Raw genomic sequence first — 24,854 nt, forward strand, 5'->3', positions numbered from 1 at the left:
AATCCACAGCTTAACTACCTCTGGGCTGGGAAATTGGCGAAAATTATACGGTGAGCCAAACTGATTGCAATTAAAACACCGCAAAAAGTTACAATTTTGTTTACAAACCGACAACTTTCGCACAAAAATTCGTTTTTACATATATTGACTGAGATCAATTATCTCATTTAGCTTTCGAGCTTGGCAATTAGTTGCTCTAATTTGTGAGGTTCATCAAGACGAATCGTTACTTTCGACTTGCCGTTACTGCCTCTCACAATTACCACTTTACCACCAAGCATTTCACTCAATTTTTGTGACATTTGTTGTGCTTCAGAGTCTTGCGGCTCATTTTTCGCTTCAGGCTCTGGCTGTAAGCACTTTTTAACTAATTGCTCTGTCTGACGAACCGTCATTTTCTTCTTTGCGACCAGTTGAGCAATGTCTACTTGCTGCTCACCTTCTAGCGCCAACAAGGCTCTAGCATGCCCCATATCCAGTTGGCGGTTCGAAACCAAACTCTTTACGTCATTTTCGAGCTGATTTAGACGTAATAAGTTACTCACCGCAGCACGAGATTTGCCAATAACGTCCGCAACTTGCTGGTGAGTAAGATTAAACTCTTCCTGAAGACGATCTAATGCCACCGCTTCTTCGATAACATTCAGATCTTCGCGCTGAATATTTTCGATCAATGCCATTGCGATTGCTGCGCGATCGTCGACATTTTTCACCACACACGGCACTTGTTTTAAACCGGCTTTACGGGCAGCTCGCCAACGACGCTCACCAGCAATAATCTCGAACTTATCGCCTTGAACCTGACGCACAACGATAGGCTGAATAATTCCTTGAGACTCGATTGAAGCGGCGAGTTCTTCCAGAGCTTCTGGCTCCATCTCTTTACGTGGTTGATAAACGCCAGGTTTCAGGGAGTTAATATTCAAATCAGTCAGATTGCCATCCGATGAAAGCTCTTGGCTATGTAAGGCACTCATTTGCTTTTCGCGCGCTAGTGAGCTGGTTGAAAGCAGGGCATCAAGCCCTTTACCTAAACCACGTTTAGACATGAGACGGGATTCCTTTGGTTGTCGTTATGCAGGGACTTCTTCGCGGCGAAGCATCTCTCCCGCCAAGGCTAGGTAAGCTTTTGCACCCGCAGAGTATTTGTCGTAATACATAGCAGGCTTACCATGACTTGGCGCTTCTGCTAAGCGAACATTGCGAGGAATAACAGTGCGGTACACCTTGTTGCCAAAGTGCTTTTTAAGTTGATCAGATACTTCGTTTGATAGCCTGTTGCGAGGGTCATACATAGTGCGCAACAACCCTTCAATTTTTAGATTCTCGTTAACAACAGCTGCCAACTTGCTAATCGTATCCATTAATGCGGTTAAACCTTCTAGTGCAAAATACTCGCACTGCATTGGAACCAAAACCGAATCAGCTGCGGCCATAGCGTTGATTGTAAGAAGGTTTAGAGAAGGAGGACAATCGATAAAGATGAAATCATAGTTATCGCGAACTGATGCCAACGCATGCTTTAAACGAACTTCACGAGCAAAGACTTCCATCAGCTTGATTTCAGCGGCCGTCACATCGCCATTCGCAGCAATTAAGTCATAATTGCCCGAGGTTTTACGGCATACAACTTCGTCAAACGGAACTTCTTCAACTAAGAGTTCGTACGCTGTGGCATCGACCTGATACTTGTCGACGCCACTAGCCATAGTGGCATTGCCTTGCGGGTCGAGATCAATCACCAAGACCTTACGTTTGGTCGCGGCCATCGATGCGGCTAGGTTGATACATGTTGTTGTCTTACCAACCCCGCCTTTCTGGTTGGCGATTGCTACAATTTTTCCCACAATGAACCTCGCTTTTATTCCTTGCGCGATAAGATTACTAGATGACGCTCACCTTCCAATTGAGGAACGCTCAAAGCTTTGATGTCGGTCACAGAACACCACTCAGGTAGCTGTTCAATCTCACTCTGTGGTAATTGTCCTTTCAGAGCAAGAAAACACCCGCCATCCGTTTTTGGCAGATGATGACACCACTCAACCATATCGGTCATCGATGCAAATGCTCGGCTCAGTACAGCATCAAACAGCTCTTCAGGTTGATACTCTTCAACTCGACTTTGAACCGGAGTCACATTTTCAATTTTAAGTTCATGCAGAACCTGCTTGATAAAGCGGATGCGCTTACCAAGGCTATCAAGTAGCACGAATTGTTTGTCTGGGTTCATTATCGACAAAGGAATACCAGGCAAACCAGGGCCGGTACCTACGTCAATAAAGGAACTACCTTGTAAGTGAGTACTAACAACAATACTGTCCATAATATGCTTAATAAGCATCTCTTGTGGATCTCGAACAGATGTTAGGTTGTAAGCTTTGTTCCACTTGTTGAGCATTTCAACGTAGCCGACGAGTTGATCACGTTGCTGCTCTGAAACTTCAAGCGTCGTTTGAGCGATTAGCGAGTCGAGTTGAGTGCGTAATTGAGACATTACTCTTCCTCACCTTTTTTCAGCATGCCATGCTTTTTCAAATGAACCAGCAAAATCGAAATTGCCGCAGGCGTAATGCCAGAAATACGAGAGGCAATGCCTAAGGTTTCTGGTTTGGCTTCGCTTAATTTAGCAACAACTTCATTAGATAAACCTTTAACAGAACGGTAATCAAGATCAACAGGAAGCTTAGTGTGCTCATGACGAAGAGATTTCTCAATCTCTTCTTGCTGACGTTTGATGTAGCCTTCGTACTTAACTTGTATTTCCACTTGTTCAGCAGCTTGTTGATCCTCAAGCGCCGGAGCGAACGCTTCCAATTCTGTCAGTTGCGAATAACTGATCTCTGGACGACGAAGAAGATCTTCACCACTCGCTTCACGAGCCATTGGTGTTTTCAAAAGATCATTAAGAGCATCAACACCTGTAGAATTAGGATTCATCCAAATCTCTTTTAGACGCTGACGTTCTGTCTCCATATTGTCGATTTTTTGGTTGAAGCGAGCCCAACGAACATCATCAATTAAACCTAAATCTCGAGCTTGGGCAGTCAAACGTAAATCCGCGTTATCTTCACGCAATAGCAGACGATATTCGGCACGAGAAGTGAACATACGGTAAGGTTCTTTCGTTCCCATCGTCGATAGGTCGTCAATAAGCACGCCCATGTATGCCTGATCACGACGAGGGCTCCAGCCTTCTTTGTCCTGACTGTACAAACTCGCGTTAAGACCAGCCATCAAGCCTTGTGCTGCCGCTTCTTCGTAGCCTGTCGTACCATTGATTTGGCCAGCAAAGAACAGACCATTAATAAATTTGGTTTCGTAAGTCTGTTTCAAATCACGAGGGTCAAAGAAATCATACTCAATAGCGTAGCCTGGGCGAACGATATGAGCATTTTCAAAACCTTTCATTGAACGAACAATTTGTACCTGAACATCAAATGGTAAACTTGTCGAAATACCATTTGGATACAACTCATGAGTATCAAGACCTTCAGGTTCGATAAAGATTTGGTGGCTGTTCTTATCGGCAAAACGCATCACTTTGTCTTCAATTGAAGGGCAGTAACGAGGTCCAATACCTTCAATAACACCAGCGTACATTGGGCTGCGATCTAGGTTATTACGAATAACGTCGTGCGTCTGTTCGTTAGTATGCGTGATGTAACATGGGATCTGACGTGGATGCTGCGAGCGATTCCCCATGAATGAGAAAACAGGCGCAGGGTTATCACCATGCTGAACTTCTAACTCTGAAAAATCGACACTACGGGCATCAATACGTGGAGGTGTCCCCGTTTTTAGTCGGTCTACTCGGAATGGCATTTCACGAAGACGATCAGCAAGGGCGATCGATGGTGGATCTCCAGCACGACCACCTGACGAACTTTCCATACCGATGTGGATCTTACCACCGAGGAATGTTCCTACTGTCAGCACAACCGCTTTGGCTTGAAAGCGAAGACCCATTTGTGTCACGACACCGACCACTTGATCCTGTTCTACGATCAGATCATCAACCGACTGTTGGAACAACGTCAAATTTGGTGCATTTTCGAGTGTGCGACGGACGTACGCTTTGTATAACGCGCGGTCTGCTTGAGCGCGAGTTGCACGTACCGCAGGGCCTTTAGATGCGTTAAGTGTTCTAAATTGAATACCCGCATGATCGATCGCTTCGGCCATTAGGCCACCCATAGCATCAACCTCTTTCACTAAGTGGCCTTTACCGATGCCACCAATCGCTGGGTTACATGACATTTGGCCAAGTGTATCGATGTTGTGCGTGAGTAAAAGCGTCTTTTGCCCAGTACGAGCAGATGCGAGTGCGGCTTCCGTTCCTGCGTGACCGCCACCCACAACAATGACGTCAAATTTTTCGTGATAAAGCATGAACCGACCTCAGATATTCAATAGAGAGTTGGATAGAGAAAAAGAGCGTTATTCTACCTTCTTTCAACGAGAGAGAAAATGCTTTTGACTCTTTTCATACAAAGGAGCAAATCACTTATATATATAAGATCTATATATATGATCTTTTATTAGATCTATTATTAAGATCGGCCTCTTCTGTGGATAACTCAGAAATGATCAACAAGATCATAGATCTTTTTTGGATCATATCATGTGATCTTACCTTGATCAGATCGAGGATTAGCTGGGATCAAAAATGATGGTTATTCACAGGGGTAAAAAAGGATCAGAGTTGTTATTGGGATAACTATAGGTTAATCACCGGATAGATCTAACTTTATCCACAGCCTGAGTGGCTAAAATATGAGCAAACAGTACACGGGGAAGTAAGAAAAGTTATTCACAAAGCAGTAGTAGATAGGAAAAGTGGCCTTGAGAATGGCCACTTTGTTAGCGATTACAGTTGCGGAATTAGCTCATTCAGCCATTCTTCTGCTGCATCTTCAGGCACATCATGACTGAGTACATCGATGGTTAAACAATCAGTAATAGCCGTTGCGCCTATGTCTTCAAGAAGTTGGTGGGCATGCAAACCTGCGGCACAGAAGGTGTCATAACTTGAGTCCCCAATCGCGATTGTCGCAAACTTCACTTCACTCATTTTAGGTGGGGTATCTTGTAGCGCTTGAATAAATGGAAGGATATTATCTGGATATTCACCCGCACCATGAGTCGACGTGATAATCAGCCAAGTACCTTGATTCTCTATCTCAGATAGCTCTGGTTGGTTATGGACCTGAGTTTCGAAGCCATTCTCAACTAAGATATCACTGAGGTGGTCACCTACGTATTCTGCGCCACCTAGCGTGCTGCCTGTAATAATATGGATCATGAATGTTCCTTTTTAATGACGAAAAACGCGGCTGGTGGAGCCGCGCTTGATGTTATTTACCGATACAGAAAGAAGAGAAAATACGACCGAGTAGGTCATCAGAACTAAACTCGCCAGTGATCTCACTGAGATGCTGCTGGGTGATGCGTAGCTCTTCAGCTAAGATTTCTCCGGCCATGTAACCCTCTAGTTGCTGCTGGCCTATGTCCAAGTGTTCAGCGGCTCTGTCTAGTGCTTCTAGGTGGCGACGTCGAGCCATAAAGCCTCCCTCATGCCCACCAGCAAAGCCCATACACTCTTTGAGGTGTGTGCGCAGAGATTCAACACCCGCTCCTGTTTTGGCTGATAGGCGAATAAGAGTAGGATCATTGACATGACATATACCCAGTTCCTCACCCGTTTGATCGGCTTTATTGCGGATCACCGTCATACCAATATTGCTTGGTAAACGATCGACAAAATCTGGCCAGATCTCGATCGGATCGGTGGCATCGGTTGTCGTACCATCCACCATAAACAGTACGCGATCAGCTTGACTAATCTCTTCCCATGCTCGTTCAATACCGATTTTCTCTACCTCATCAGATGCGTCACGTAGACCTGCTGTATCGATGATATGAAGAGGCATACCATCGATATGAATGTGCTCTCGAAGCACGTCACGCGTGGTACCGGCAATGTCCGTTACGATGGCGGATTCTTTACCTGAGAGTGCATTGAGTAAGCTTGATTTCCCCGCATTTGGTCGGCCTGCAATGACAACTTTCATCCCTTCTCGCATGATCGCACCTTGATTGGCTTCTTTACGGACCGCAGCAAGATTGTCGATAATCGTTTGTAAGTCGGCAGCAACTTTGCCATCAGCTAAGAAGTCTATCTCTTCTTCTGGGAAGTCAATTGCAGCCTCAACATAGATACGCAAGTGAATCAAAGATTCGACTAATGTGTTGATTCGTGACGAGAATGCGCCTTGAAGCGACTGTAACGCTGATTTTGCTGCTTCTTCTGAACTTGCATCAATAAGGTCAGCGATGGCTTCTGCTTGTGCTAGGTCTAGCTTATCGTTGAGAAAGGCGCGTTCAGAGAACTCACCAGGACGTGCTGTTCGTATCCCTGATATTTTTAGGATACGTTTGATCAGCATATCCATAACGACTGGGCCACCATGCCCCTGAAGTTCTAATACATCTTCTCCGGTAAACGAGTGGGGATTTGGGAAAAACAGCGCAATACCTTGATCAAGTTGGCTACCATCTTCGGCAGTAAATGGCAGGTATTCCGCGTATCGAGGACGAAGTTCTTTGCCGGTAATTTCCAGCGCAACCTTTGATGCCAATGGGCCGGATACTCGAATAATGCCGACGCCACCACGACCAGGGGCGGTTGCTTGAGCAACAATGGTATCAGTTGTCATAAATATGCCTGTCTTATTTGTATGCCGATAGTGGCAAATCATGTTTAGCTGAATTGTAATCAGCTCAAATAAAAAAGGCGACCTTTAGGTCGCCTTTCACAGTTAATTCCGCTTAAAGGTTACTTAGAGTGTAAGCCTTTTTTCTCCAGTGCTTTGTAGATAAGCGACTGTTGAATCAGCGTTACTACGTTCGATACTAACCAGTAAAGAACCAAACCTGATGGGAAGAACAGGAAGAAGAAGGTAAACATAACCGGCATGAAGGTCATGATCTTCTGCTGCATCGGATCCGTTACTGTGGTTGGGCTCATCTTCTGAATCATGAACATAGATGCACCCATCAGCAGTGGCAAGATGTAGTACGGGTCTTGTGCTGAAAGGTCTGTGATCCAACCAAAGAATGGTGAATGACGTAGCTCTACAGATTCCATTAGCGCCCAGTACAGTGCAATGAAGATTGGCATTTGTAGAATAAGAGGTAAACAGCCACCAAGTGGGTTCACTTTCTCTTTCTTATACAGTTCCATCATCTCTTGGCTCATACGCTGACGGTCATCACCGATGCGTTCACGCATTGCTTGCAGCTTAGGCTGAAGCATACGCATTTTCGCCATAGACGTGTATTGTGCTTTAGTTAGTGGATACATCGCACCACGAACAATAAACGTCAAACAGATGATTGCTACACCCCAGTTACCAACAAAGCTTTGGATAAATGAAAGTAATGAGTGTAGTGGTTTAGCAATAAACCATAGCCAACCGTAATCCACTACTAGATCTAGATTTGGTGCAACTTCAGCCATCTGGTCTTGAAGTTTAGGACCAACCCAAAGTGTTGCTTTAAGGTTAGCACTGTCACCATCTGCAATGGTCTTATTCGGCATGCGAACACCGATGTCACCAAGATTACCGATTACACGTGTGTAAAGGTTAGTACCTGGCTCATTGCGTGGAATCCATGCTGATGCGAAGTAGTGTTGAATCATAGCTGCCCAACCTTGGCCGTCAACTAGGTTGAGAGACAGGTTGCGATCTTGCATGTCTTCGAAGCTGTACTTCTTGTAACGAGTATCTTCTGTTGAGTACGCACCACCACGGTATGTTGGCATTGTGATGCTGCCACCAGCGTCAAGTAGATTTTGACGTAGGTGAGCGTACATACCGAATGTCGCATTGTTGCCTGACTTGTTGACGATATCGTATTCAACGTCAACAGCGTAGCTGCCACGTTTAACAATGAATGTCTTCGTGTACTCAAGGCCATTGGCAGTAAATGTCATTGGAACGCGTAGTTCGTCCTGGCCATCAGTTAGAGCGAAGCTATCACCGTTTACTGCATATAGAGGGCGGTTAGTGCTGCTAAGGTCGATACCTTGAGGACCAACTAGACCACTCTGAGCAATGAACTGGTGTCCTGGCTCGTTTTTAAGCAGTACGAATGGATCCGATGAATCCAACTCGTTTGAGTATTGGTTAAGGTCTGCCTGAATAACATCACCACCAACCGTATCAATCGACAGAGTCAATACATCAGTTGTCACGGTAATCATTTTAGCAGAAGCTTGCTGCGCTGGAGCTGGATCTAGCTCGTCCGCAAAAGATGGTGCAGGTAGAGTACTGCTTGATTGAGCCTGCTCAACCGGCTGAGGCGTTGGATTCTTTGCAACTTGCCATTGCTGGAACAATAAGAAAGAAACCAGTGCTAGCGCGATTAACAGGATATTACGTTGAGAATCCATCGTTATTTATCTCTGTCTTGTTTTTGGACTGGTGGAACGGGGTCATACCCCCCTTCATTCAAAGGATGGCATTTTAATAGACGTTTGCTTGATAACCAACACCCTTTTACAAAACCGTGAGCTTTCAACGCTTCAATGGCATAAGTAGAACAGGTTGGAGTAAAACGACAACGCGGTCCAATAAGCGGACTAATTAGGCCTTGATAGAGACGGACAAATCCGATCGCTAACCACGTGAAGGGCGAGACAGACGCTGCCATAACTTATCAAATAGTTTGAATATTTCTTCATTGCTCAAATCTTGCGCGCTTTTCTTGGCAATAACAACAAAATCTTTGTTAGCAAGTTGATGTTGATGGTTACGAAAGCTTTCACGAGCAAGGCGCTTAAAACGGTTACGACCTACTGCGGTTTTGATCTGTTTCTTGGGAACGGCTAAACCTAGTCGAGGATGAGATAGGCTATTTTTACGAGCAATGATGGTGAAATGAGGTGAGCCAGCTCGATGAGCTTGCTGAAAGACATTTTGATAATGCTCGGGAGTTAACAAACGTAACTCCCGATTGAACGTGTACGTATTCAAAATAAACTAATGATTATTTTGATAGGCGCGCACGGCCTTTAGCACGACGTGCATTAATTACTTTACGACCGTTCTTAGTTGCCATGCGAGCACGGAAACCGTGAGTACGCTTGCGCTTTAGAACTGTAGGTTGAAAAGTGCGTTTCATGATAATTACCTTTACTGATCAGTAGTTTTAGGTCAATGTTAACCCGGCGTGGGCGCTTAACGTCTTCTTTATATATAAAGAGGACTAACCGACGCCTCTCAACAAAGAGGCGGAATTGTAATCACAGTCACACAAAGTGTCAATCTCTGTGCGAGTGCTAAATTCCGGCCGAGCGATTATACGTAGTGTGAGCAAAATCTCAAGGATCGATCGATCCTTGTTGATGATCTTTACTCAGCGCCTACCTGTCGTAGGAACTTTTGCAAACGAGGATCTTGTGGATTAGTGAAAATATCCTGTGGAGAACCTTGCTCAACAATTGTTCCTTCCGCCATAAAGATCACTCTATCAGCGACCTCTCTAGCAAATTGCATTTCGTGTGTAACCACCAGCATAGTCTGGTGTTTTGTCGCTAAGTCCTTCATTAAATTAAGAACTTCGCCAACCCATTCGGGATCAAGTGCTGATGTTGGTTCATCAAATAGCAGCAGCTCTGGTTGAAGTGCCATAGCTCGACCAATACCCACACGCTGTTGTTGGCCCCCTGAAAGCGCAGCTGGATAACTATCGCCTTTATCGCCTAGGCCGATGTCATCGAGAATCTGCTGAGCGCGCTGTAGTGCATCACTCTTCTTCCAACCGCGCACGGTAACTAAGCCTTCAGCAATGTTCTGTCTCGCTGTCATATGCGCGAATAGGGCATAGTTTTGGAATACGAAGCCTGTTTTACGTCGTAGAGCCAATACTTCTGATTTAGAGTGTTTTTCAGCGTTGACGCTGACGTCATCGATGGTAATGATGCCTTTGTCCGCATTCTCTAAAAAGTTTACAGTGCGCAAAAGAGTCGATTTTCCTGTGCCACTCGAGCCGATAATGACAATGATCTCACCTCGGTTGATCTCAATATCAATGCCTTTTAATACTTGTGTATCACCAAAGCTTTTATGGATGTTCTCTAATTTGATCATCTTACGTATGCCTTATTCAATTTAGCTTCAGCCCAGATTTGAATGCGAGTCAGGATAACCACGACACCCCAGTAGATTAGCGCTACCGCCAAGAAGGCTTCAAAAAATCGGAAACTCGATGAGGCTTCCATTTGCGCCTTAGCCATGATTTCAGCCACACCTAAGGTAAAAGCAAGCGAGGTTGATTTTATCATATCGATGAAGTAGTTCATTAGTGATGGTAGTGCTACGCGTGTCGCTTGCGGTAGGATGATACGGCGCATCGCTTGAGTCGTCGTCATGCCGACTGACAAGCTAGCTTCCATCTGACTGCGATCGATACCAATGATGGCTGCTCGAATGCTTTCGGCCATATATGCAGCGAAGTGTAAAGTTAAGCCGATGACCGCTGCACTAAATGCATCTAACCCAACTAACCATGGGAAGACTTGAGGTAATCCGTAGTAGAGCAGAAACAACTGCACCAATAGAGGCGTACCGCGGAAGAAGCTAATATAAAGCTGGCTCAGTTGATCGAGAACCGGGATGCGAAACACGCGAATATTGGCCAGAATCACGGCAAGGAACAGTGAAAATACCAGTCCCCATGTCGCCATTTCCATGGTTGTGCCTAAATACTTAAGCAGTATCGGCATCAGATCCAGCATGTAATTAAAATCGAATCCCATAAACGTGTCCCATTGATTAAATAAATGACGGCATTAGAAAAGCAAAACCCACTGCAAATGAAGGGAGGCAGTGGGTTAAGGTGTCCTATCTCAGATGAGATAGAGAGTATACAGGCTTACTGAGTAATGTCAGCGCCGAACCATTTTTGAGAGATTTTCTCTAGAGTACCGTCAGCACGCATTGCTGCAAGTGCTTGGTTTACTTCAGCTTGAAGCTTTTCACCCTTTTCGTTATCAACGAATGGCCAAGCGTTTTGAATGGTTTCGAATGGTTGGCCAGCAAGTTCTAGCGGCAGGCCTGTTTTCTTGATCAGTTCAAGTGCTGACAAGCGATCCATGATAAACGCATCAGCGCGACCTAAAGCAACATCGTGTTCGATACCTGTATCGTAAGTTTTGATATTGATCTTGCCATCTTTATCGTAAGCACGCAGCAATTGCTCAAAGTTTGAACCAAGGTTTACTGCTACTGTTTTACCCGCAAGGTCTTCGATGCCCTTAATGCTATCGTTACCTTTGCGAATGGTGATTTGAGCACCGTCTACCACGTATGGGTCAGTAAAAAGGTATTTTGCTTTACGTGCATCAGTCATAGTGATTTGGTTAGAGATAGTATCAATGCGACCCGTCTCTAGCAGACCAAATAGACCAGAAAAGTTAGCTGTCACATATTCTACTTTATAGTCGTTGCGTTTGCCGATTTCATCCCATAGATCGACTTCAAAGCCTTGTAACTTATCTTGCTGAACAAAGGTAAACGGGAAGTAACGACCCGACATACCAACTTTTACTTCAGTAGCAGCTTGTACAGTAGCCGCAGAAAGCGCGATAGCTGCAACGGCAGCCTTAATCCAGTTTTTCATTTTACAACTCCACATGATTATGGGGATAAATACTACTGTCAGTTTAGATGAATAGATAAATAACCAAGAGAAATAAACTAGAAACTAGAGTAATAAGCTGTCTGTTTTTCCATCAGTTGTGGAAATTATTGGTGAATAAAGACACAAATCAGCATGAAATCAAGCGAAGAGAAAACGCTTAATTCACAGACTTATCACCAACCCAAAGATCAAGCCAATATTGGAGATATGTGGATCAATGTGTGAGTAAAAATGGGGCAGGTTGTGAGGATCCATCGAATAATGTCGAAAATATTGTGAATAACTTGGATCTTATTCACTGGATCGTCGATCATTTGCTGGCGATCTTGGTTATCAACAGGTAAAATTGCCAATCTTTTCAGATCAATTACTTCGAGTGGGGGCACCGTGTCATCTTCGCTTTGGTTGCAATGTTTGCAACAGCTTCAAGAAGAGCTACCAGCAACTGAATTCAGCATGTGGGTTCGTCCGTTACAAGCGGAGCTCAATGACAATACGCTCACTTTATTTGCCCCAAACCGTTTCGTATTGGACTGGGTACGTGACAAATATCTAAACAACATTAATCGTCTGTTGCAGGAATACTGTGGTAACGACGTACCAAGCCTACGTTTTGAGGTAGGTAGCCGTCGTGTGGCAGCGCCGACCCCTGCACCGAAACGTACACCTGCGGATGTGGCGGCAGAATCCTCTGCTCCTGCGCAACTTCAAGCACGTAAACCTGTTCATAAAACTTGGGATGATGACGCTCAAGCGATTGCTGACATCAACCATCGCTCAAACGTTAACCCAAAACATAAGTTCACCAACTTTGTTGAAGGTAAATCAAACCAGTTAGGTTTAGCGGCGGCGCGTCAGGTGTCTGATAATCCTGGCTCAGCGTACAATCCGCTATTTTTATATGGTGGTACAGGTTTAGGTAAAACACACTTATTGCATGCGGTAGGCAACGCGATTGTTGATAACAAGCCCAATGCAAAAGTCGTTTACATGCACTCTGAGCGTTTTGTTCAAGATATGGTTAAGGCGCTACAAAATAACGCGATTGAAGAGTTCAAGCGCTATTACCGCAGTGTCGATGCACTTCTTATCGATGACATTCAGTTCTTTGCCAATAAAGAGCGCTCACAAGAAGAATTTTTCCATACCTTCAATGCCTTACTGGAAGGTAACCAACAGATAATTTTGACATCTGACCGCTATCCGAAAGAGATCAGTGGTGTAGAAGATCGTCTTAAATCGCGTTTTGGTTGGGGTCTAACGGTTGCGATCGAACCACCTGAGCTAGAAACTCGCGTCGCGATCTTGATGAAAAAAGCGGAAGATCACCAGATTCACCTCGCTGACGAGGTTGCTTTCTTTATTGCTAAGCGTTTACGTTCTAATGTTCGTGAGCTGGAAGGGGCATTGAATCGCGTTATTGCAAACGCCAACTTTACCGGTCGTCCAATTACTATCGACTTTGTTCGTGAAGCGCTTAGAGATTTGCTAGCGTTACAAGAGAAGTTAGTTACCATTGATAATATTCAAAAAACGGTAGCTGAATACTACAAGATTAAAGTCGCGGATCTGTTATCTAAGCGCCGTTCTCGTTCTGTTGCGCGCCCGCGCCAACTTGCTATGGCTCTTGCGAAAGAGCTGACTAACCACAGTTTGCCAGAAATTGGTGATGCATTTGGCGGTCGTGATCATACGACTGTACTTCATGCATGTCGTAAGATTGAGCAACTGCGTGAAGAGAGCCACGATATTAAAGAAGATTACTCGAATTTGATTCGTACCCTTTCTTCTTAATTCGCAGTATCCTTAGCAACGAAATAACCAACGAATTCGGATAAGAGCATCCTATGAAATTTTCCATTGAGCGTGGCCACCTGCTTAAACCTCTTCAACAAGTCTCAGGTGCGTTAGGTGGTCGACCAACATTGCCAATTTTGGGCAACCTACTGTTAAAGGTAGAAGATAACGTGCTATCGATGACGGCGACGGATCTTGAAGTTGAGCTGATTAGCCGTGTGACATTGGAAGGTGAATTCGAAGCTGGCAGCATTACCGTTCCTTCTCGTAAGTTCCTCGATATCTGCCGTGGTCTTCCTGATGACTCAGTGATTACTTTTGTGTTGGAAGGTAATCGCGTTCAGGTTCGTTCTGGGCGTAGCCGTTTTTCGCTATCCACACTTCCTGCGAATGATTTTCCAAATATTGAAGATTGGCAAAGTGAAGTTGAGGTATCACTGACTCAAGCTGAGTTGCGTGGTTTAGTGGAAAAAACGCAGTTTTCTATGGCAAACCAAGATGTGCGTTACTACCTCAATGGTATGTTGTTTGAAATCGATGGTACCACCTTACGCAGTGTTGCGACGGATGGCCATCGTATGGCGGTATCACAAGTTCAGCTAAGTGCTGATTTTGCACAAAAACAGATTATAGTACCGCGTAAAGGTGTACTGGAGCTGGTTAAATTACTCGATGCACCAGAGCAGCCTGTTGTTTTGCAGATCGGTAGCTCTAATGTTCGTGCAGAGGTGAATAACTACGTATTTACTTCGAAGCTCGTTGATGGTCGTTTCCCTGATTACCGACGCGTAATGCCACAGAGTACGACCAAAACACTTGAAGCAGGCTGCGATGAGCTACGTCAAGCTTTCTCTCGTGCTGCTATTCTATCGAACGAAAAATTCCGTGGTGTTCGAGTGAATCTTGCTGATGCGGAAATGCGTATTACCGCGAACAACCCAGAACAAGAAGAAGCTGAAGAGATGTTAGATGTCAGTTTTGAAGGTGAACCTATCGAGATTGGTTTTAACGTGAGCTACGTTCTCGATGTGCTTAATACAATTCGTTGTGAGAAAGTACGAGTGTCAATGTCGGATGCCAACGCCAGTGCGTTGATTGAAAATGCCGATGATGACAGTGCGATGTACGTGGTAATGCCAATTCGACTCTAGCATGCCGCTTTCACGTCTTATTATTCAGCAATTTCGAAACATTAAAGCCTGTGATATTGAACTATCAGCAGGCTTTAACTTTCTTATTGGGCCCAATGGAAGTGGCAAAACTAGCATTCTTGAGGCCATCTACCTGCTTGGGCATGGTCGCTCTTTTAAGAGTTCTCTGACAGGCAGAGTGATTCAAAATGACTGCAATGAGCTCTTTGTTCATGGGCGTTTTTTGAACTCGGATCAATTTGCGCTACCAATTGGCATTAATAAGCAGCGTGATGGCTCAACAGAGGTTAAAATAGGCGGTCAGTCTGGACAAAAGTTGGCACAACTGGCACAAGTATTACCTCTGCAGTTGATCCACCCTGAAGGGTTTGATTTGCTGACCGATGGTCCTAAACATCGCCGTGCATTTATTGACTGGGGTGTGTTTCATACCGAGTCTGCATTTTATGATGCATGGGGTCGTTTCAAGCGTCTCAACAAGCAAAGAAATGCGTTATTAAAAACAGCAACCAGTTATCGAGAGCTGAGTTACTGGGATCAAGAAATGGCTCGTTTGGCTGAGAATATTAGCCAGTGGCGTGCGACATATGTCGAGCAAATGAGGGTAAAGGCTGAAGAAATTTGTCAGACATTCTTACCCGAATTTGAGATTCAACTGAAGTATTATCGTGGATGGGATAAAGAGACGCCATACCAAGATATACTGGAAAAAAATTTCGAGCGTGATCAAGCATTAGGGTACACATTTAGTGGTCCTAATAAAGCGGATTTGCGCATCAAGGTGAATGGCACACCTGTTGAGGATGTACTGTCACGTGGTCAGTTAAAGTTGATGGTTTGTGCATTGCGTGTGGCTCAGGGACAACATCTTACTGAAATGACTGGCAAGCAATGTATCTACTTAATTGATGACTTTGCATCTGAATTAGATAGCCAACGTCGTAAGCGCCTAGCGGATTGCTTGAAAGCGACGGGGGCTCAAGTTTTTGTAAGCTCTATTACTGACAGTCAAATTGCAGATATGCAAGACGAAAATGGCAGGATGTTCCATGTGGAACATGGCACAATAGAGCAAAATAAATAGCGGAAGAAAACTCATGTCTGAAAATTACGATTCATCGAGTATTAAGGTACTAAAGGGTCTGGATGCGGTTCGTAAGCGTCCTGGTATGTATATCGGCGACACGGATGATGGCACCGGTCTGCACCACATGGTTTTCGAGGTGGTGGATAACTCAATTGATGAAGCGTTAGCAGGTCACTGTAAAGACATCATTGTGACAATTCATGAGGATAACTCAGTTTCTGTAAGCGATGATGGTCGTGGTATTCCGACAGAATTGCACCCAGAAGAGAAAGTCTCTGCGGCTGAAGTTATCATGACAGTACTCCATGCTGGTGGTAAGTTCGATGATAACTCGTACAAAGTTTCGGGTGGTCTACACGGTGTAGGTGTTTCAGTAGTAAACGCCTTGTCTGAAAAAGTAACGCTAACGATTCATCGTGGCGGTCATATCCATACGCAAACCTATCGTCATGGTGAGCCTGAAGCGCCACTAGCAGTGATTGGGGATTCAGATAAAACGGGTACGAAGATCCGTTTCTGGCCGAGTGCAGAGACTTTTACTAACACGGAATTCCACTACGATATTCTCGCTAAGCGTCTACGTGAACTGTCTTTCCTAAACTCAGGTGTCTCGATTAAATTGATCGACGAGCGAGAAGAAGATAAGAGTGACCACTTCATGTTTGAAGGTGGTATCCAAGCATTCGTTGAGCATCTTAACACCAACAAAACCCCAATCATTGACAAGATCTTCCACTTCGACTTCGAACGTGAAGATGGGATTGCTGTTGAAGTTGCGATGCAGTGGAACGATGGTTTCCAAGAGAATATCTACTGTTTCACCAATAACATTCCTCAGCGTGATGGTGGTACGCACTTGGCCGGCTTCCGTGCGGCATTGACTCGTACCCTGAACACTTTCATGGATAAAGAAGGCTTCTCTAAGAAGGCAAAAACAGCGACATCGGGAGATGATGCTCGTGAAGGTCTAACCGCTGTTGTATCTGTTAAAGTTCCAGATCCGAAATTCTCTAGCCAAACTAAAGACAAACTGGTCTCTTCTGAAGTGAAGTCTGCGGTAGAGTCTGCAATGGGTGAAAAACTGTCTGAGTTCCTAGTTGAGAACCCAACAGAAGCGAAGATGGTTTGTTCTAAAATTATCGATGCGGCACGTGCTCGTGAAGCGGCGCGTAAAGCTCGTGAAATGACTCGTCGTAAAGGTGCGTTAGACCTAGCGGGTCTACCTGGTAAACTGGCAGACTGTCAGGAAAAAGATCCAGCGCTGTCTGAACTCTACATAGTGGAGGGTGACTCGGCAGGCGGCTCCGCAAAACAAGGCCGTAACCGTAAGAATCAGGCTATCCTACCGCTTAAAGGTAAGATCCTGAACGTTGAGAAAGCACGTTTCGACAAAATGCTTTCTTCTCAAGAGGTTGCAACGCTTATTACCGCTCTTGGCTGTGGTATCGGTCGTGACGAGTACAACCCAGATAAACTGCGTTACCACAACATCATCATCATGACCGATGCTGACGTCGATGGTTCGCACATTCGTACGCTTCTATTGACCTTCTTCTACCGTCAAATGCCTGAACTCATTGAGCGTGGCTACGTGTACATTGCTCAGCCACCGCTATACAAAGTGAAGAAAGGCAAGCAAGAGCAGTACATTAAAGACGAAGATGCGATGAACCAGTATCAAGTGGCACTGGCTCTAGATAGCGCATCTCTACATGTGAATGCACAAGCACCAGCATTGTCTGGTGAAGCATTAGAGAAGTTAGTTCAGCAGTACAATGCGGGTATTAAGCTGGTGGATCGTATGAGCCGTCGCTACCCACGCGCACTGGTGCATGAGCTTATCTACGTACCACGTTTAACGGCGGAGCAATGTAATGACTCTGCTGCTGTAGAAACTTGGACGAAAACTCTCGTTGAGCAGTTGAACGCGAAAGAAGTCGGTGCTAGCCAATACAGCTTCGAAGTGGAACAGCATGCAGAGCTTGGTCTAAGCCTACCTAAGATCATTGTACGTACTCATGGTGTGATGCACGAACATGTACTCAGTATTGATCTGCTTAACTCGAAAGAGTTCGGAAAACTTGCGACGCTGTCTGAAGCATTAGACGGTCTAATTGAAGAGGGCGCTTACATCAAACGTGGTGAGCGTACTCAGCCTGTTGTTAGCTTTGTTGAGGCTTTAGAGTGGTTAATTAAAGAATCTCGTCGTGGTCTTAGCCTACAGCGTTACAAAGGTCTAGGTGAGATGAACCCAGATCAGCTTTGGGAAACCACAATGGATCCAGAAACGCGCCGTATGATGCAAGTAACGATTGAAGATGCCGTAGGTGCTGACCAATTGTTCACGACTCTAATGGGTGACCAAGTTGAGCCGCGTCGTAACTTCATCGAAGAGAATGCACTGAAAGTAGCTAATTTGGATGTATAAAGTTCCTAGTTACTAGCAGCGAGCCCCTAGAAAAAGCGCAGGTCGAAAGATTTGCGCTTTTTTATTGGAGGTTAATTAAAACAATCATTTAGTATTAGTCTAGCCACTAGCCACTAGCCACTAGCCACTAGTCACTCGAAACTAGGAACTTTTTTACTTTTATCCCTTGAAACTAATTTACCCCAACCACATATCTATTGTTGAAGAGGGAAGCTGTCTTGCTCAAAAGAGAAGAAACAGAACCTCTGGACTCGCTGATAAGGTATCGCTCAAGAGAGGATGACCTTAAAGGTACACAATTTAAAACTTGATTCGTTGCTATGTCCCCGAGCTTAGACCTAACAGAGGTAGCCAGAGGAATAGTCAATGAGTCCCTTAGTCGGCAAGGCTACGATCATAGTATCGAACCACGCAAACTCACGACTAAGACTATTGCTTACTAAAAGGATAGCACTATGAGAACTGTAGATTTCACTCCACTATACCGCAATGCAATTGGCTTCGATCGTCTGTTCAACATGATGGAAGCGAACTCTTCGAAGAACTCTTCAGGTGGTTACCCTCCATACAACATTGAGCAGCAAGACGATAATCACTACCGTATTACTATGGCTGTGGCGGGCTTTGCTGAAGAGCAGTTAGATTTAACTCAAAATGACAACATGCTGATCGTCAAAGGCGAGCGTAAAGCCGAAGAAGAGAAAAAATACGTTTATCAAGGTATTGCAGAGCGCGATTTCGAGCGTAAGTTCCAGCTAGCAGACTATGTAAAAGTTGTCGGAGCGAGCATGGAAAATGGTCTTCTCCACATTGATCTTGAACGCGAAATCCCTGAAGCGATGCAACCACGTAAGATTGCTATCAATGGTCAAAAACTCATTGAAGGTTAATATTCCGTCTCATAAATGAGAGCTGAGAGTGAAAGAGCGCCTATGAGCGCTCTTTTATTGCTCTCAATTCTATCCATCAGTAGTTTCTGCGTCGACAATTAATAAACTTGGAAAATAGAATGAAAAAAGTGGTATTGGCAGCGTTGATTGTTGCTGTCTCTGGTTGTTCTAGCTTTGGGCTGTTTTACTTCTGATGAAATTAAGCCTCTTGATAGGCTCGCGCTACTTCTTCAGCGATAATATCGATACCTTTCTGCATCATCTCATCATCTTGCACATAGTTCATACGTAAACACTGGTGAGCGTGTTCCCAGTCATCTTCCTGACCGATAAAGAAATACTCTCCAGGTACAATCAAAACCCCACGAGCTTTAAGACGCTGATAAAGTTCCATCGTTGTGATTGGAAGTTCATCAAACCATAACCAAAGGAAAATAGCGCCTTCCGGTTTATGAATACGAAAACGCGGATCGGTAATTGCGTTTTGCAGCAGTTCAACAGCACGAAGTGACTTTTGTTGGTAGAAAGGTTTAATTACCTCTGAACTGAGTTTCAGTAAGTTCCCTTTTTCAATCATATGATGAGCGATCGCTGGCCCAATGCTTCCCGGCGCTAAACTGATAATGCCGTTCATATTCGTCAGTGCTTGAGTTATTTCTTCATTGGCGATGATAATCCCGCAGCGAACACCCGGTAGACCTAGTTTTGATAGGCTCATGCATAAGATGGTGTTCTTATTCCAAAATGGCTGTACATCTTCGAAGATGATATTTGGGAATGGCAGTCCGTAAGCGTTATCGATAATCAGTGGAATATTGTTTTCACGTGCGAGTTTGTCCAACTTGTGAATCTCTTCATCCGTTAGAACATTACCTGTAGGGTTAGTCGGGCGTGATGCACAGATAGCCGCCACGGACTCATCAACCTTAAGTTGCTCAAAGTCGACGTGATATTTGAATAGGCCATTATCGAGTAATTCTATCTCTGGGTGGTAAGAGATAAAGATGTTCTCATCAACCCCAGCATCGCCATAGCCAATATACTCAGGAGCCAAAGGCAGCAGAATTTTTTTGTGCGAGCCATCTGGCTGCTGACCTGCAAGCAGGTTAAATAAGTAGAAAAAACCACTTTGACTGCCATTTGTTAGACTGATGTTCTTCTCACTGATATCCCAACCATAAGTCTCTTTCAATAAGTTAGCGAGTGCTTTAACAAATGCATCTTTGCCTTGCGGACCATCATAATTGGCCATGGCTGCGATCAATTCGCCACTGGCGAGCATCTCTTCACTGGTTTGGCGAAAGTCTTCGAGCATAGCTGGAATCGTGGCTGGGTTACCTCCACCGAGCATAATGGCTCCTGGGGTACGCAGACCATCATTTAAATCATTCATCAATCGTGTGATACCAGAATACTGATTAAATTTTTCACCAAACTTCGAGAATTGCATTTGTAGTTATACCTAATTCATTGTGATTGCTTTAAGTGTAATGAGTTACTAGAAACAGCTAGTAAAGCGAATAATCCTTGAACATACCTTAATGTGAGTACAACGCAAAGAGCCAATCTAAGCATGGCAGAAAATAATTTACTTTCTGATCACAAATCCAGTCTCATCGGATCGATGTTTGGAGTGTTATCGTGAGCAATCTGTCGCGAGTTCGCTGGAAGGCAAAGAAAAAAGGGAAGCATTTGCTTCCCTTACTCTTGGTGATTTTAATCGATTCTTACGATTAATGCTTACTTCTGTAGTAGTGAGATATCAGCAATTTGCAAGAATAGGTTACGTAGATTATTCAGTAGCGTTAGACGGTTTGTCTTAAGCGCTTCATCATCCGCCATAACCATTACGTTATCGAAGAACGCATCGACAGGTTCACGTAGGTCTGCAAGCTTGCTTAATGCTTCTTGGTAGTTACCTGTCGCAAATGCTGGTTCAAGAGCTTCAGTCATCACTTCTACGCTTTCAGCTAGTGATTTTTCTGCGTCTTCTTGGAGAAGAGCTAGATCTATCTCTGCTGCCAGTTCACCATCGAATTTAGCAAGGATGTTACCGACACGTTTATTCGCTGCTGCGAGTGCTTCTGCCGCTTCCAATTCACGGAAGTGAGATACCGCTTTAACACGTTGGTCAAAGTCTGCTGGTTTGGTTGGACGACGCGCTAGTACTGCTTGGATGATATCTACGCTAAAGCCTGCATCTTGATACCAAGCGCGGAAACGACCCAACATGAACTCGATAACATCTTGCTCAACGTTGTCATTGGTCAGCTTGTTACCAAACTGGATTTTTGCTTCGCGGATAAGATCAACGAGGTCTAGGTTGTAGCCGTTTTCAACGATGATACGTAGTACACCTAGAGAAGCGCGGCGAAGTGCAAATGGGTCTGAGCCTTTAGGTGCTTGGCCAATACCAAAGATACCGACGATAGTGTCTAGCTTGTCCGCCATAGCGACTGCAGAAGAGATACCTGTGCTTGGTAGGTCGTCACCAGCAAAACGAGGCATGTATTGCTCGTACAGCGCCAGTGCAACTTGTTCGTCTTCACCGTCATGCTTGGCGTAATGCATGCCCATAACCCCTTGAGTATCGGTAAATTCGAATACCATTGAAGTCATTAGGTCACACTTAGCCAATAGACCTGCGCGAGTTGCTTTTTCAACATCAGCGTCGATCTGCTTAGCGATGTAGCCAGCAAGAGCGGTAATACGGTCAGTTTTGTCTTTGATCGTACCAAGTTGCTTTTGGAAGATAGCTTGTTCTAGCTCAGGAAGACGATCGATAAGAGGACGCTTGCGGTCAGTGTTAAAGAAGAATTCTGCATCCGCTAGACGTGGACGTACAACCTTCTCGTTACCTTCGATTACGTAGCGTGGCTCTTTTGATTCGATATTCGATACAAAGATGAAGTTTGGTAGCAACTGCTTGTTTTCATCGTATACAGGGAAGTACTTTTGGTCACCTTTCATGGTGTAAACCAAAGCTTCAGAAGGCACTTTTAGGAACTTTTCTTCAAACTTTGCCGTAAGTACAACAGGCCACTCAACAAGAGAAGTCACTTCTTCTACTAAGTCGTCTTCTAGATCGGCAATACCACCAACGGCGGCCGCTGCTTTTTGTGCGTCAGCGAGAATGATCGCCTTACGTGCTTCGTAATCTGCCATTACTTTACCGCGTTCTTCCAGAATCGCTGGATATTGCTCTGCATAGTCGATAGTGAACTCTTGTTCACCCATGAAGCGGTGACCACGGATAGTGCGGCTTGACGCAACTCCAAGGATTTCACCTTCGATCAGATCCGAACCCATAAGCATGGTTAGCGTTTTCACTGGACGGATAAATTGTGTTGCTTTATCGCCCCAACGCATTGGTTTTGCGATTGGTAGATCAGCAAGAGCTTTAGCAGCAAGTTCCACAACGATTTCTGAGGTTGCTTGGCCTTTTACTTCTTGTTTGAACAGTAGCCATTCACCCTTGTCCGTGACCATGCGTTCAGCTTGGTCAACTGTGATACCACAGCCGCGAGCCCAGCCTTGTGCTGCTTTGGTTGCGTTACCTTCAGCATCGAAAGCAGCAGCAACAGCAGGACCACGCTTTTCAACGACTTTGTCTGCTTGACCTTCAGCCAGTGCTGACACTTTAAGAGCTAAACGACGAGGAGCGGCATACCATTTCACTCCTTGGTGTTCAACGTCTGCACCTTTTAGCTCAGCTTCGAAATTTGCTGCGAACGCTTCTGCTAATGTACGAAGTTGCGTTGGTGGTAGCTCTTCTGTACCGAGTTCAATTAGAAATTCTTTAGCCATGATTACTTCTCCTCACCTTCTTTTTTACACATAGGGAAGCCAAGCGCTTCGCGAGATGCGTAGTAGGCTTCTGCAACTGACTTAGTCAGGTTGCGGATACGAAGGATGTAACGTTGACGCTCTGTTACAGAGATTGCTTTACGTGCATCAAGTAGGTTGAAGGCGTGTGCCGCTTTCAGGATGCGCTCGTAAGCAGGTAGAGGAAGAGGTTTCTCAAGCTCTAGTAGTTGCTTAGACTCTTTTTCACACTGATCGAAGAAGCTAAATAGGAAATCTACGTCTGCGTGCTCAAAGTTGTACGTTGATTGCTCAACTTCGTTTTGGTGGAAGATATCACCGTAAGTGACTTTGCTACCGTCTGGAGCGACGTTCCACACTAGATCGTAAACGGAGTCCACTTCTTGAATGTACATCGCTAGACGTTCGATACCGTAAGTGATTTCGCCTGTCACTGGTTTACACTCAAGGCCGCCCACTTGCTGGAAGTAAGTAAACTGAGTCACTTCCATGCCGTTTAGCCATACTTCCCAACCAAGACCCCATGCACCTAGTGTTGGGTTTTCCCAGTTATCTTCTACGAAGCGGATGTCGTGAACTAGCGGGTCGATACCAAGAACTTCAAGCGAGCCTAGGTACAACTCCTGAATGTTATCCGGAGATGGTTTTAGAGCTACTTGGAACTGATAGTAGTGCTGCAGACGGTTCGGGTTTTCACCATAACGGCCATCGGTTGGACGACGTGAAGGTTGAACGTAAGCTGTCGACATTGGCTCTGGGCCAAGTGCACGTAGACATGTCATTGGGTGAGAGGTGCCTGCACCTACTTCCATATCTAGAGGCTGAACGATTGTGCAGCCATTTTGTGCCCAGTAATCCTGCAGCGCGAGGATCATTCCCTGGAAGGTTTTGATATCGTATTTTTGCATAGTAATTCGCGCGATTCTTGTGTCTAAAATTGATAAAAAATAACAATCAAGTATACCCAGATATTAGGCATGGGAGTAGAGGTAATCTTGACTAATTCATAGGCAAAAATCCCCTTTAATAGAATTTTTCTGCCTTATCTAACCAAATTTTCCTAAAAGGGAGTTTATTTGTAGTTTCCTACTTGAGAATCGTTAAGGGGAGCGATAGAATTCCGCTGTCTTTGGGGAGTAGCTTACCTATTTATCAACACTGGGATAATAGGTTCGTTCGTCAACATAATTGATGCAAAATCATCATGGCGTTCGAGACGAGTAGTGACAGATAACAATCAAAAACGTCACTCGTGTTTAGCAAGACCTTAGACAAATCATCATGAACCGGGGTGGGGCATGAGGTTTGTCTTTGGTTAAAAATAATCCCTACCTCAAAAGAGCATGTCTTGAGCGTTTTAGCTATTTCTATTACCACCGTCGCACTGGCGGAAATCGGTGATAAAACTCAATTATTGTCACTCCTGTTAGCGAGTCGATACCGTAAACCTATACCTATTATCGCAGCCATTTTTCTTGCCACTATTGCCAACCACGCGTTAGCAGCATGGCTAGGTGTTGTCGTTGCTGATTATCTTTCACCGCAAGTTTTAAAATGGGTGCTGGCGGTCAGTTTCGTCGCTATGGCCGCCTGGGTACTGATACCAGACAAACTTGATGACGATGAACAGATTTCGAATCGAGGACCTTTCATCGCCAGTTTTATTGCATTTTTTGTCGCTGAGATCGGAGATAAAACGCAAATCGCAACCTCAATTTTAGGTGCGCAATATGCGGATGCTCTGAGTTTGGTTGTCCTTGGCACCACAATCGGTATGCTTTTGGCCAATGTGCCCGTGGTACTGATCGGTAAACTGTCAGCAGACAAAATGCCACTGGATTTGATCCGAAAAGTGACCGCTTTGCTATTCATCGCCTTAGCGACTGGTGCTGCAATTTACTCGTAGTTTGCTAAGGATATGGTGTTAAATATCAATAGCTAGCCTTTAAAATGCGTCAGTTCAAGGTATG

At 44.8% G+C, this 24,854-nt stretch carries 22 protein-coding genes and 1 riboswitch; of the genes, 6 read left to right on the top strand and 16 right to left on the bottom strand.

The window, feature by feature from the left end; all coding sequences use genetic code 11:
* Positions 1–167: 167 nt before the first annotated feature.
* The 13 genes from QTN95_RS09525 to QTN95_RS09585 all read right to left on the bottom strand — a co-directional run bounded on the left by QTN95_RS09525 (position 168) and on the right by QTN95_RS09585 (position 11,685).
* Positions 168–1,049 carry a ParB/RepB/Spo0J family partition protein gene (locus QTN95_RS09525; RefSeq protein WP_331417312.1) on the bottom strand — a complete coding sequence of 294 codons (882 nt, stop codon included), beginning with the start codon at positions 1,047–1,049 and terminating at the stop codon, positions 168–170.
* 24 nt (positions 1,050–1,073) lie between these two features.
* Positions 1,074–1,847, bottom strand: coding sequence for a ParA family protein (locus QTN95_RS09530; RefSeq protein WP_138972874.1), 774 nt, complete (start codon positions 1,845–1,847; stop codon positions 1,074–1,076).
* A 14-nt stretch (positions 1,848–1,861) separates the two neighbouring features.
* Positions 1,862–2,494, bottom strand: coding sequence for a 16S rRNA (guanine(527)-N(7))-methyltransferase RsmG (rsmG, locus tag QTN95_RS09535; protein ID WP_138972873.1), 633 nt, complete (start codon positions 2,492–2,494; stop codon positions 1,862–1,864).
* A complete protein-coding gene (mnmG, locus tag QTN95_RS09540; protein WP_331417313.1) occupies positions 2,494–4,389 on the bottom strand; it encodes a tRNA uridine-5-carboxymethylaminomethyl(34) synthesis enzyme MnmG in 1,896 nt (631 codons plus the stop codon). Before mnmG ends, rsmG begins: the two co-directional genes overlap by 1 nt.
* A gap of 478 nt (positions 4,390–4,867) precedes the next feature.
* Positions 4,868–5,302, bottom strand: a complete 435-nt coding sequence (mioC, locus tag QTN95_RS09545) for an FMN-binding protein MioC (RefSeq protein ID WP_331417314.1) — start codon at positions 5,300–5,302, stop codon at positions 4,868–4,870.
* A gap of 52 nt (positions 5,303–5,354) precedes the next feature.
* On the bottom strand, positions 5,355–6,716 hold the full coding sequence (gene mnmE, locus QTN95_RS09550) for a tRNA uridine-5-carboxymethylaminomethyl(34) synthesis GTPase MnmE (RefSeq protein WP_269378262.1): 1,362 nt from the start codon (positions 6,714–6,716) through the stop codon (positions 5,355–5,357).
* Between the two features lie 119 nt (positions 6,717–6,835).
* The gene (yidC, locus tag QTN95_RS09555; RefSeq protein ID WP_138972865.1) at positions 6,836–8,455 is read right to left on the bottom strand and encodes a membrane protein insertase YidC; all 1,620 of its coding nucleotides are present in this window, start codon (positions 8,453–8,455) and stop codon (positions 6,836–6,838) included.
* Between the two features lie 2 nt (positions 8,456–8,457).
* A complete protein-coding gene (gene yidD, locus QTN95_RS09560; protein ID WP_138972864.1) occupies positions 8,458–8,715 on the bottom strand; it encodes a membrane protein insertion efficiency factor YidD in 258 nt (85 codons plus the stop codon).
* Positions 8,682–9,005 carry a ribonuclease P protein component gene (gene rnpA / locus QTN95_RS09565; RefSeq protein WP_331417315.1) on the bottom strand — a complete coding sequence of 108 codons (324 nt, stop codon included), beginning with the start codon at positions 9,003–9,005 and terminating at the stop codon, positions 8,682–8,684. The genes yidD and rnpA overlap by 34 nt, the downstream gene beginning before the upstream one ends.
* Before the next feature lie 46 nt (positions 9,006–9,051).
* Positions 9,052–9,186, bottom strand: a complete 135-nt coding sequence (gene rpmH / locus QTN95_RS09570) for a 50S ribosomal protein L34 (RefSeq protein WP_005378825.1) — start codon at positions 9,184–9,186, stop codon at positions 9,052–9,054.
* A 230-nt stretch (positions 9,187–9,416) separates the two neighbouring features.
* Positions 9,417–10,154 carry an amino acid ABC transporter ATP-binding protein gene (locus tag QTN95_RS09575; RefSeq protein ID WP_138972862.1) on the bottom strand — a complete coding sequence of 246 codons (738 nt, stop codon included), beginning with the start codon at positions 10,152–10,154 and terminating at the stop codon, positions 9,417–9,419.
* Positions 10,151–10,822, bottom strand: coding sequence for an amino acid ABC transporter permease (locus QTN95_RS09580; protein ID WP_138972861.1), 672 nt, complete (start codon positions 10,820–10,822; stop codon positions 10,151–10,153). Before QTN95_RS09580 ends, QTN95_RS09575 begins: the two co-directional genes overlap by 4 nt.
* A gap of 116 nt (positions 10,823–10,938) precedes the next feature.
* Positions 10,939–11,685 (bottom strand): amino acid ABC transporter substrate-binding protein, encoded by a 747-nt coding sequence (locus tag QTN95_RS09585; RefSeq protein WP_331417316.1) that lies wholly within the window; start codon positions 11,683–11,685, stop codon positions 10,939–10,941.
* A 408-nt stretch (positions 11,686–12,093) separates the two neighbouring features.
* On the opposite strand from QTN95_RS09585, the gene dnaA reads away from it, so the two are divergent.
* The 5 genes from dnaA to QTN95_RS09610 all read left to right on the top strand — a co-directional run bounded on the left by dnaA (position 12,094) and on the right by QTN95_RS09610 (position 19,059).
* Complete coding sequence (dnaA, locus tag QTN95_RS09590; RefSeq protein WP_138972859.1) at positions 12,094–13,500, top strand: chromosomal replication initiator protein DnaA; 1,407 nt, start codon at positions 12,094–12,096, stop codon at positions 13,498–13,500.
* A 53-nt stretch (positions 13,501–13,553) separates the two neighbouring features.
* Complete coding sequence (gene dnaN / locus QTN95_RS09595; RefSeq protein ID WP_331417317.1) at positions 13,554–14,654, top strand: DNA polymerase III subunit beta; 1,101 nt, start codon at positions 13,554–13,556, stop codon at positions 14,652–14,654.
* Position 14,655: 1 nt separating this feature from the next.
* Positions 14,656–15,738 (top strand): DNA replication/repair protein RecF, encoded by a 1,083-nt coding sequence (recF, locus tag QTN95_RS09600; RefSeq protein ID WP_331417318.1) that lies wholly within the window; start codon positions 14,656–14,658, stop codon positions 15,736–15,738.
* 13 nt (positions 15,739–15,751) lie between these two features.
* Positions 15,752–18,169 carry a DNA topoisomerase (ATP-hydrolyzing) subunit B gene (gene gyrB, locus QTN95_RS09605; protein ID WP_331417319.1) on the top strand — a complete coding sequence of 806 codons (2,418 nt, stop codon included), beginning with the start codon at positions 15,752–15,754 and terminating at the stop codon, positions 18,167–18,169.
* A gap of 455 nt (positions 18,170–18,624) precedes the next feature.
* Positions 18,625–19,059 carry an Hsp20 family protein gene (locus tag QTN95_RS09610; RefSeq protein WP_331417320.1) on the top strand — a complete coding sequence of 145 codons (435 nt, stop codon included), beginning with the start codon at positions 18,625–18,627 and terminating at the stop codon, positions 19,057–19,059.
* A gap of 199 nt (positions 19,060–19,258) precedes the next feature.
* Here the strand turns inward: QTN95_RS09610 and QTN95_RS09615 are convergent, their stop codons facing one another.
* The 3 genes from QTN95_RS09615 to glyQ form a co-directional block, all read right to left on the bottom strand.
* Positions 19,259–20,509 (bottom strand): valine--pyruvate transaminase, encoded by a 1,251-nt coding sequence (locus tag QTN95_RS09615; RefSeq protein WP_331417321.1) that lies wholly within the window; start codon positions 20,507–20,509, stop codon positions 19,259–19,261.
* A gap of 290 nt (positions 20,510–20,799) precedes the next feature.
* Positions 20,800–22,866, bottom strand: a complete 2,067-nt coding sequence (glyS, locus tag QTN95_RS09620) for a glycine--tRNA ligase subunit beta (protein WP_331417322.1) — start codon at positions 22,864–22,866, stop codon at positions 20,800–20,802.
* Between the two features lie 2 nt (positions 22,867–22,868).
* A complete protein-coding gene (gene glyQ / locus QTN95_RS09625; protein WP_138972852.1) occupies positions 22,869–23,792 on the bottom strand; it encodes a glycine--tRNA ligase subunit alpha in 924 nt (307 codons plus the stop codon).
* A 211-nt stretch (positions 23,793–24,003) separates the two neighbouring features.
* Positions 24,004–24,142: riboswitch (yybP-ykoY riboswitch) on the top strand.
* A gap of 90 nt (positions 24,143–24,232) precedes the next feature.
* Between glyQ and QTN95_RS09630 the strand changes: the two genes are divergently transcribed.
* On the top strand, positions 24,233–24,790 hold the full coding sequence (locus QTN95_RS09630; RefSeq protein WP_331417323.1) for a TMEM165/GDT1 family protein: 558 nt from the start codon (positions 24,233–24,235) through the stop codon (positions 24,788–24,790).
* Positions 24,791–24,854: the final 64 nt, after the last annotated feature.

The organism is Vibrio sp. M260112, from assembly GCF_036533775.1.
Lineage (GTDB): Bacteria > Pseudomonadota > Gammaproteobacteria > Enterobacterales > Vibrionaceae > Vibrio.

Bases quoted from the DNA above. Each gene is read 5' to 3' on its own strand.
- QTN95_RS09525 (WP_331417312.1), bottom strand. From the start codon at position 1,049: ATGTCTAAACGTGGTTTAGGTAAAGGGCTTGATGCCCTGCTTTCAACC.
- rsmG (WP_138972873.1), bottom strand. From the start codon at position 2,494: ATGTCTCAATTACGCACTCAACTCGACTCGCTAATCGCTCAAACGACG.
- mnmG (WP_331417313.1), bottom strand. From the start codon at position 4,389: ATGCTTTATCACGAAAAATTTGACGTCATTGTTGTGGGTGGCGGTCAC.
- mioC (WP_331417314.1), bottom strand. From the start codon at position 5,302: ATGATCCATATTATTACAGGCAGCACGCTAGGTGGCGCAGAATACGTA.
- mnmE (WP_269378262.1), bottom strand. From the start codon at position 6,716: ATGACAACTGATACCATTGTTGCTCAAGCAACCGCCCCTGGTCGTGGT.
- yidC (WP_138972865.1), bottom strand. From the start codon at position 8,455: ATGGATTCTCAACGTAATATCCTGTTAATCGCGCTAGCACTGGTTTCT.
- yidD (WP_138972864.1), bottom strand. From the start codon at position 8,715: ATGGCAGCGTCTGTCTCGCCCTTCACGTGGTTAGCGATCGGATTTGTC.
- rpmH (WP_005378825.1), bottom strand. From the start codon at position 9,186: ATGAAACGCACTTTTCAACCTACAGTTCTAAAGCGCAAGCGTACTCAC.
- QTN95_RS09575 (WP_138972862.1), bottom strand. From the start codon at position 10,154: ATGATCAAATTAGAGAACATCCATAAAAGCTTTGGTGATACACAAGTA.
- QTN95_RS09580 (WP_138972861.1), bottom strand. From the start codon at position 10,822: ATGGGATTCGATTTTAATTACATGCTGGATCTGATGCCGATACTGCTT.
- QTN95_RS09585 (WP_331417316.1), bottom strand. From the start codon at position 11,685: ATGAAAAACTGGATTAAGGCTGCCGTTGCAGCTATCGCGCTTTCTGCG.
- dnaN (WP_331417317.1), top strand. From the start codon at position 13,554: ATGAAATTTTCCATTGAGCGTGGCCACCTGCTTAAACCTCTTCAACAA.
- recF (WP_331417318.1), top strand. From the start codon at position 14,656: ATGCCGCTTTCACGTCTTATTATTCAGCAATTTCGAAACATTAAAGCC.
- gyrB (WP_331417319.1), top strand. From the start codon at position 15,752: ATGTCTGAAAATTACGATTCATCGAGTATTAAGGTACTAAAGGGTCTG.
- QTN95_RS09610 (WP_331417320.1), top strand. From the start codon at position 18,625: ATGAGAACTGTAGATTTCACTCCACTATACCGCAATGCAATTGGCTTC.
- QTN95_RS09615 (WP_331417321.1), bottom strand. From the start codon at position 20,509: ATGCAATTCTCGAAGTTTGGTGAAAAATTTAATCAGTATTCTGGTATC.
- glyS (WP_331417322.1), bottom strand. From the start codon at position 22,866: ATGGCTAAAGAATTTCTAATTGAACTCGGTACAGAAGAGCTACCACCA.
- glyQ (WP_138972852.1), bottom strand. From the start codon at position 23,792: ATGCAAAAATACGATATCAAAACCTTCCAGGGAATGATCCTCGCGCTG.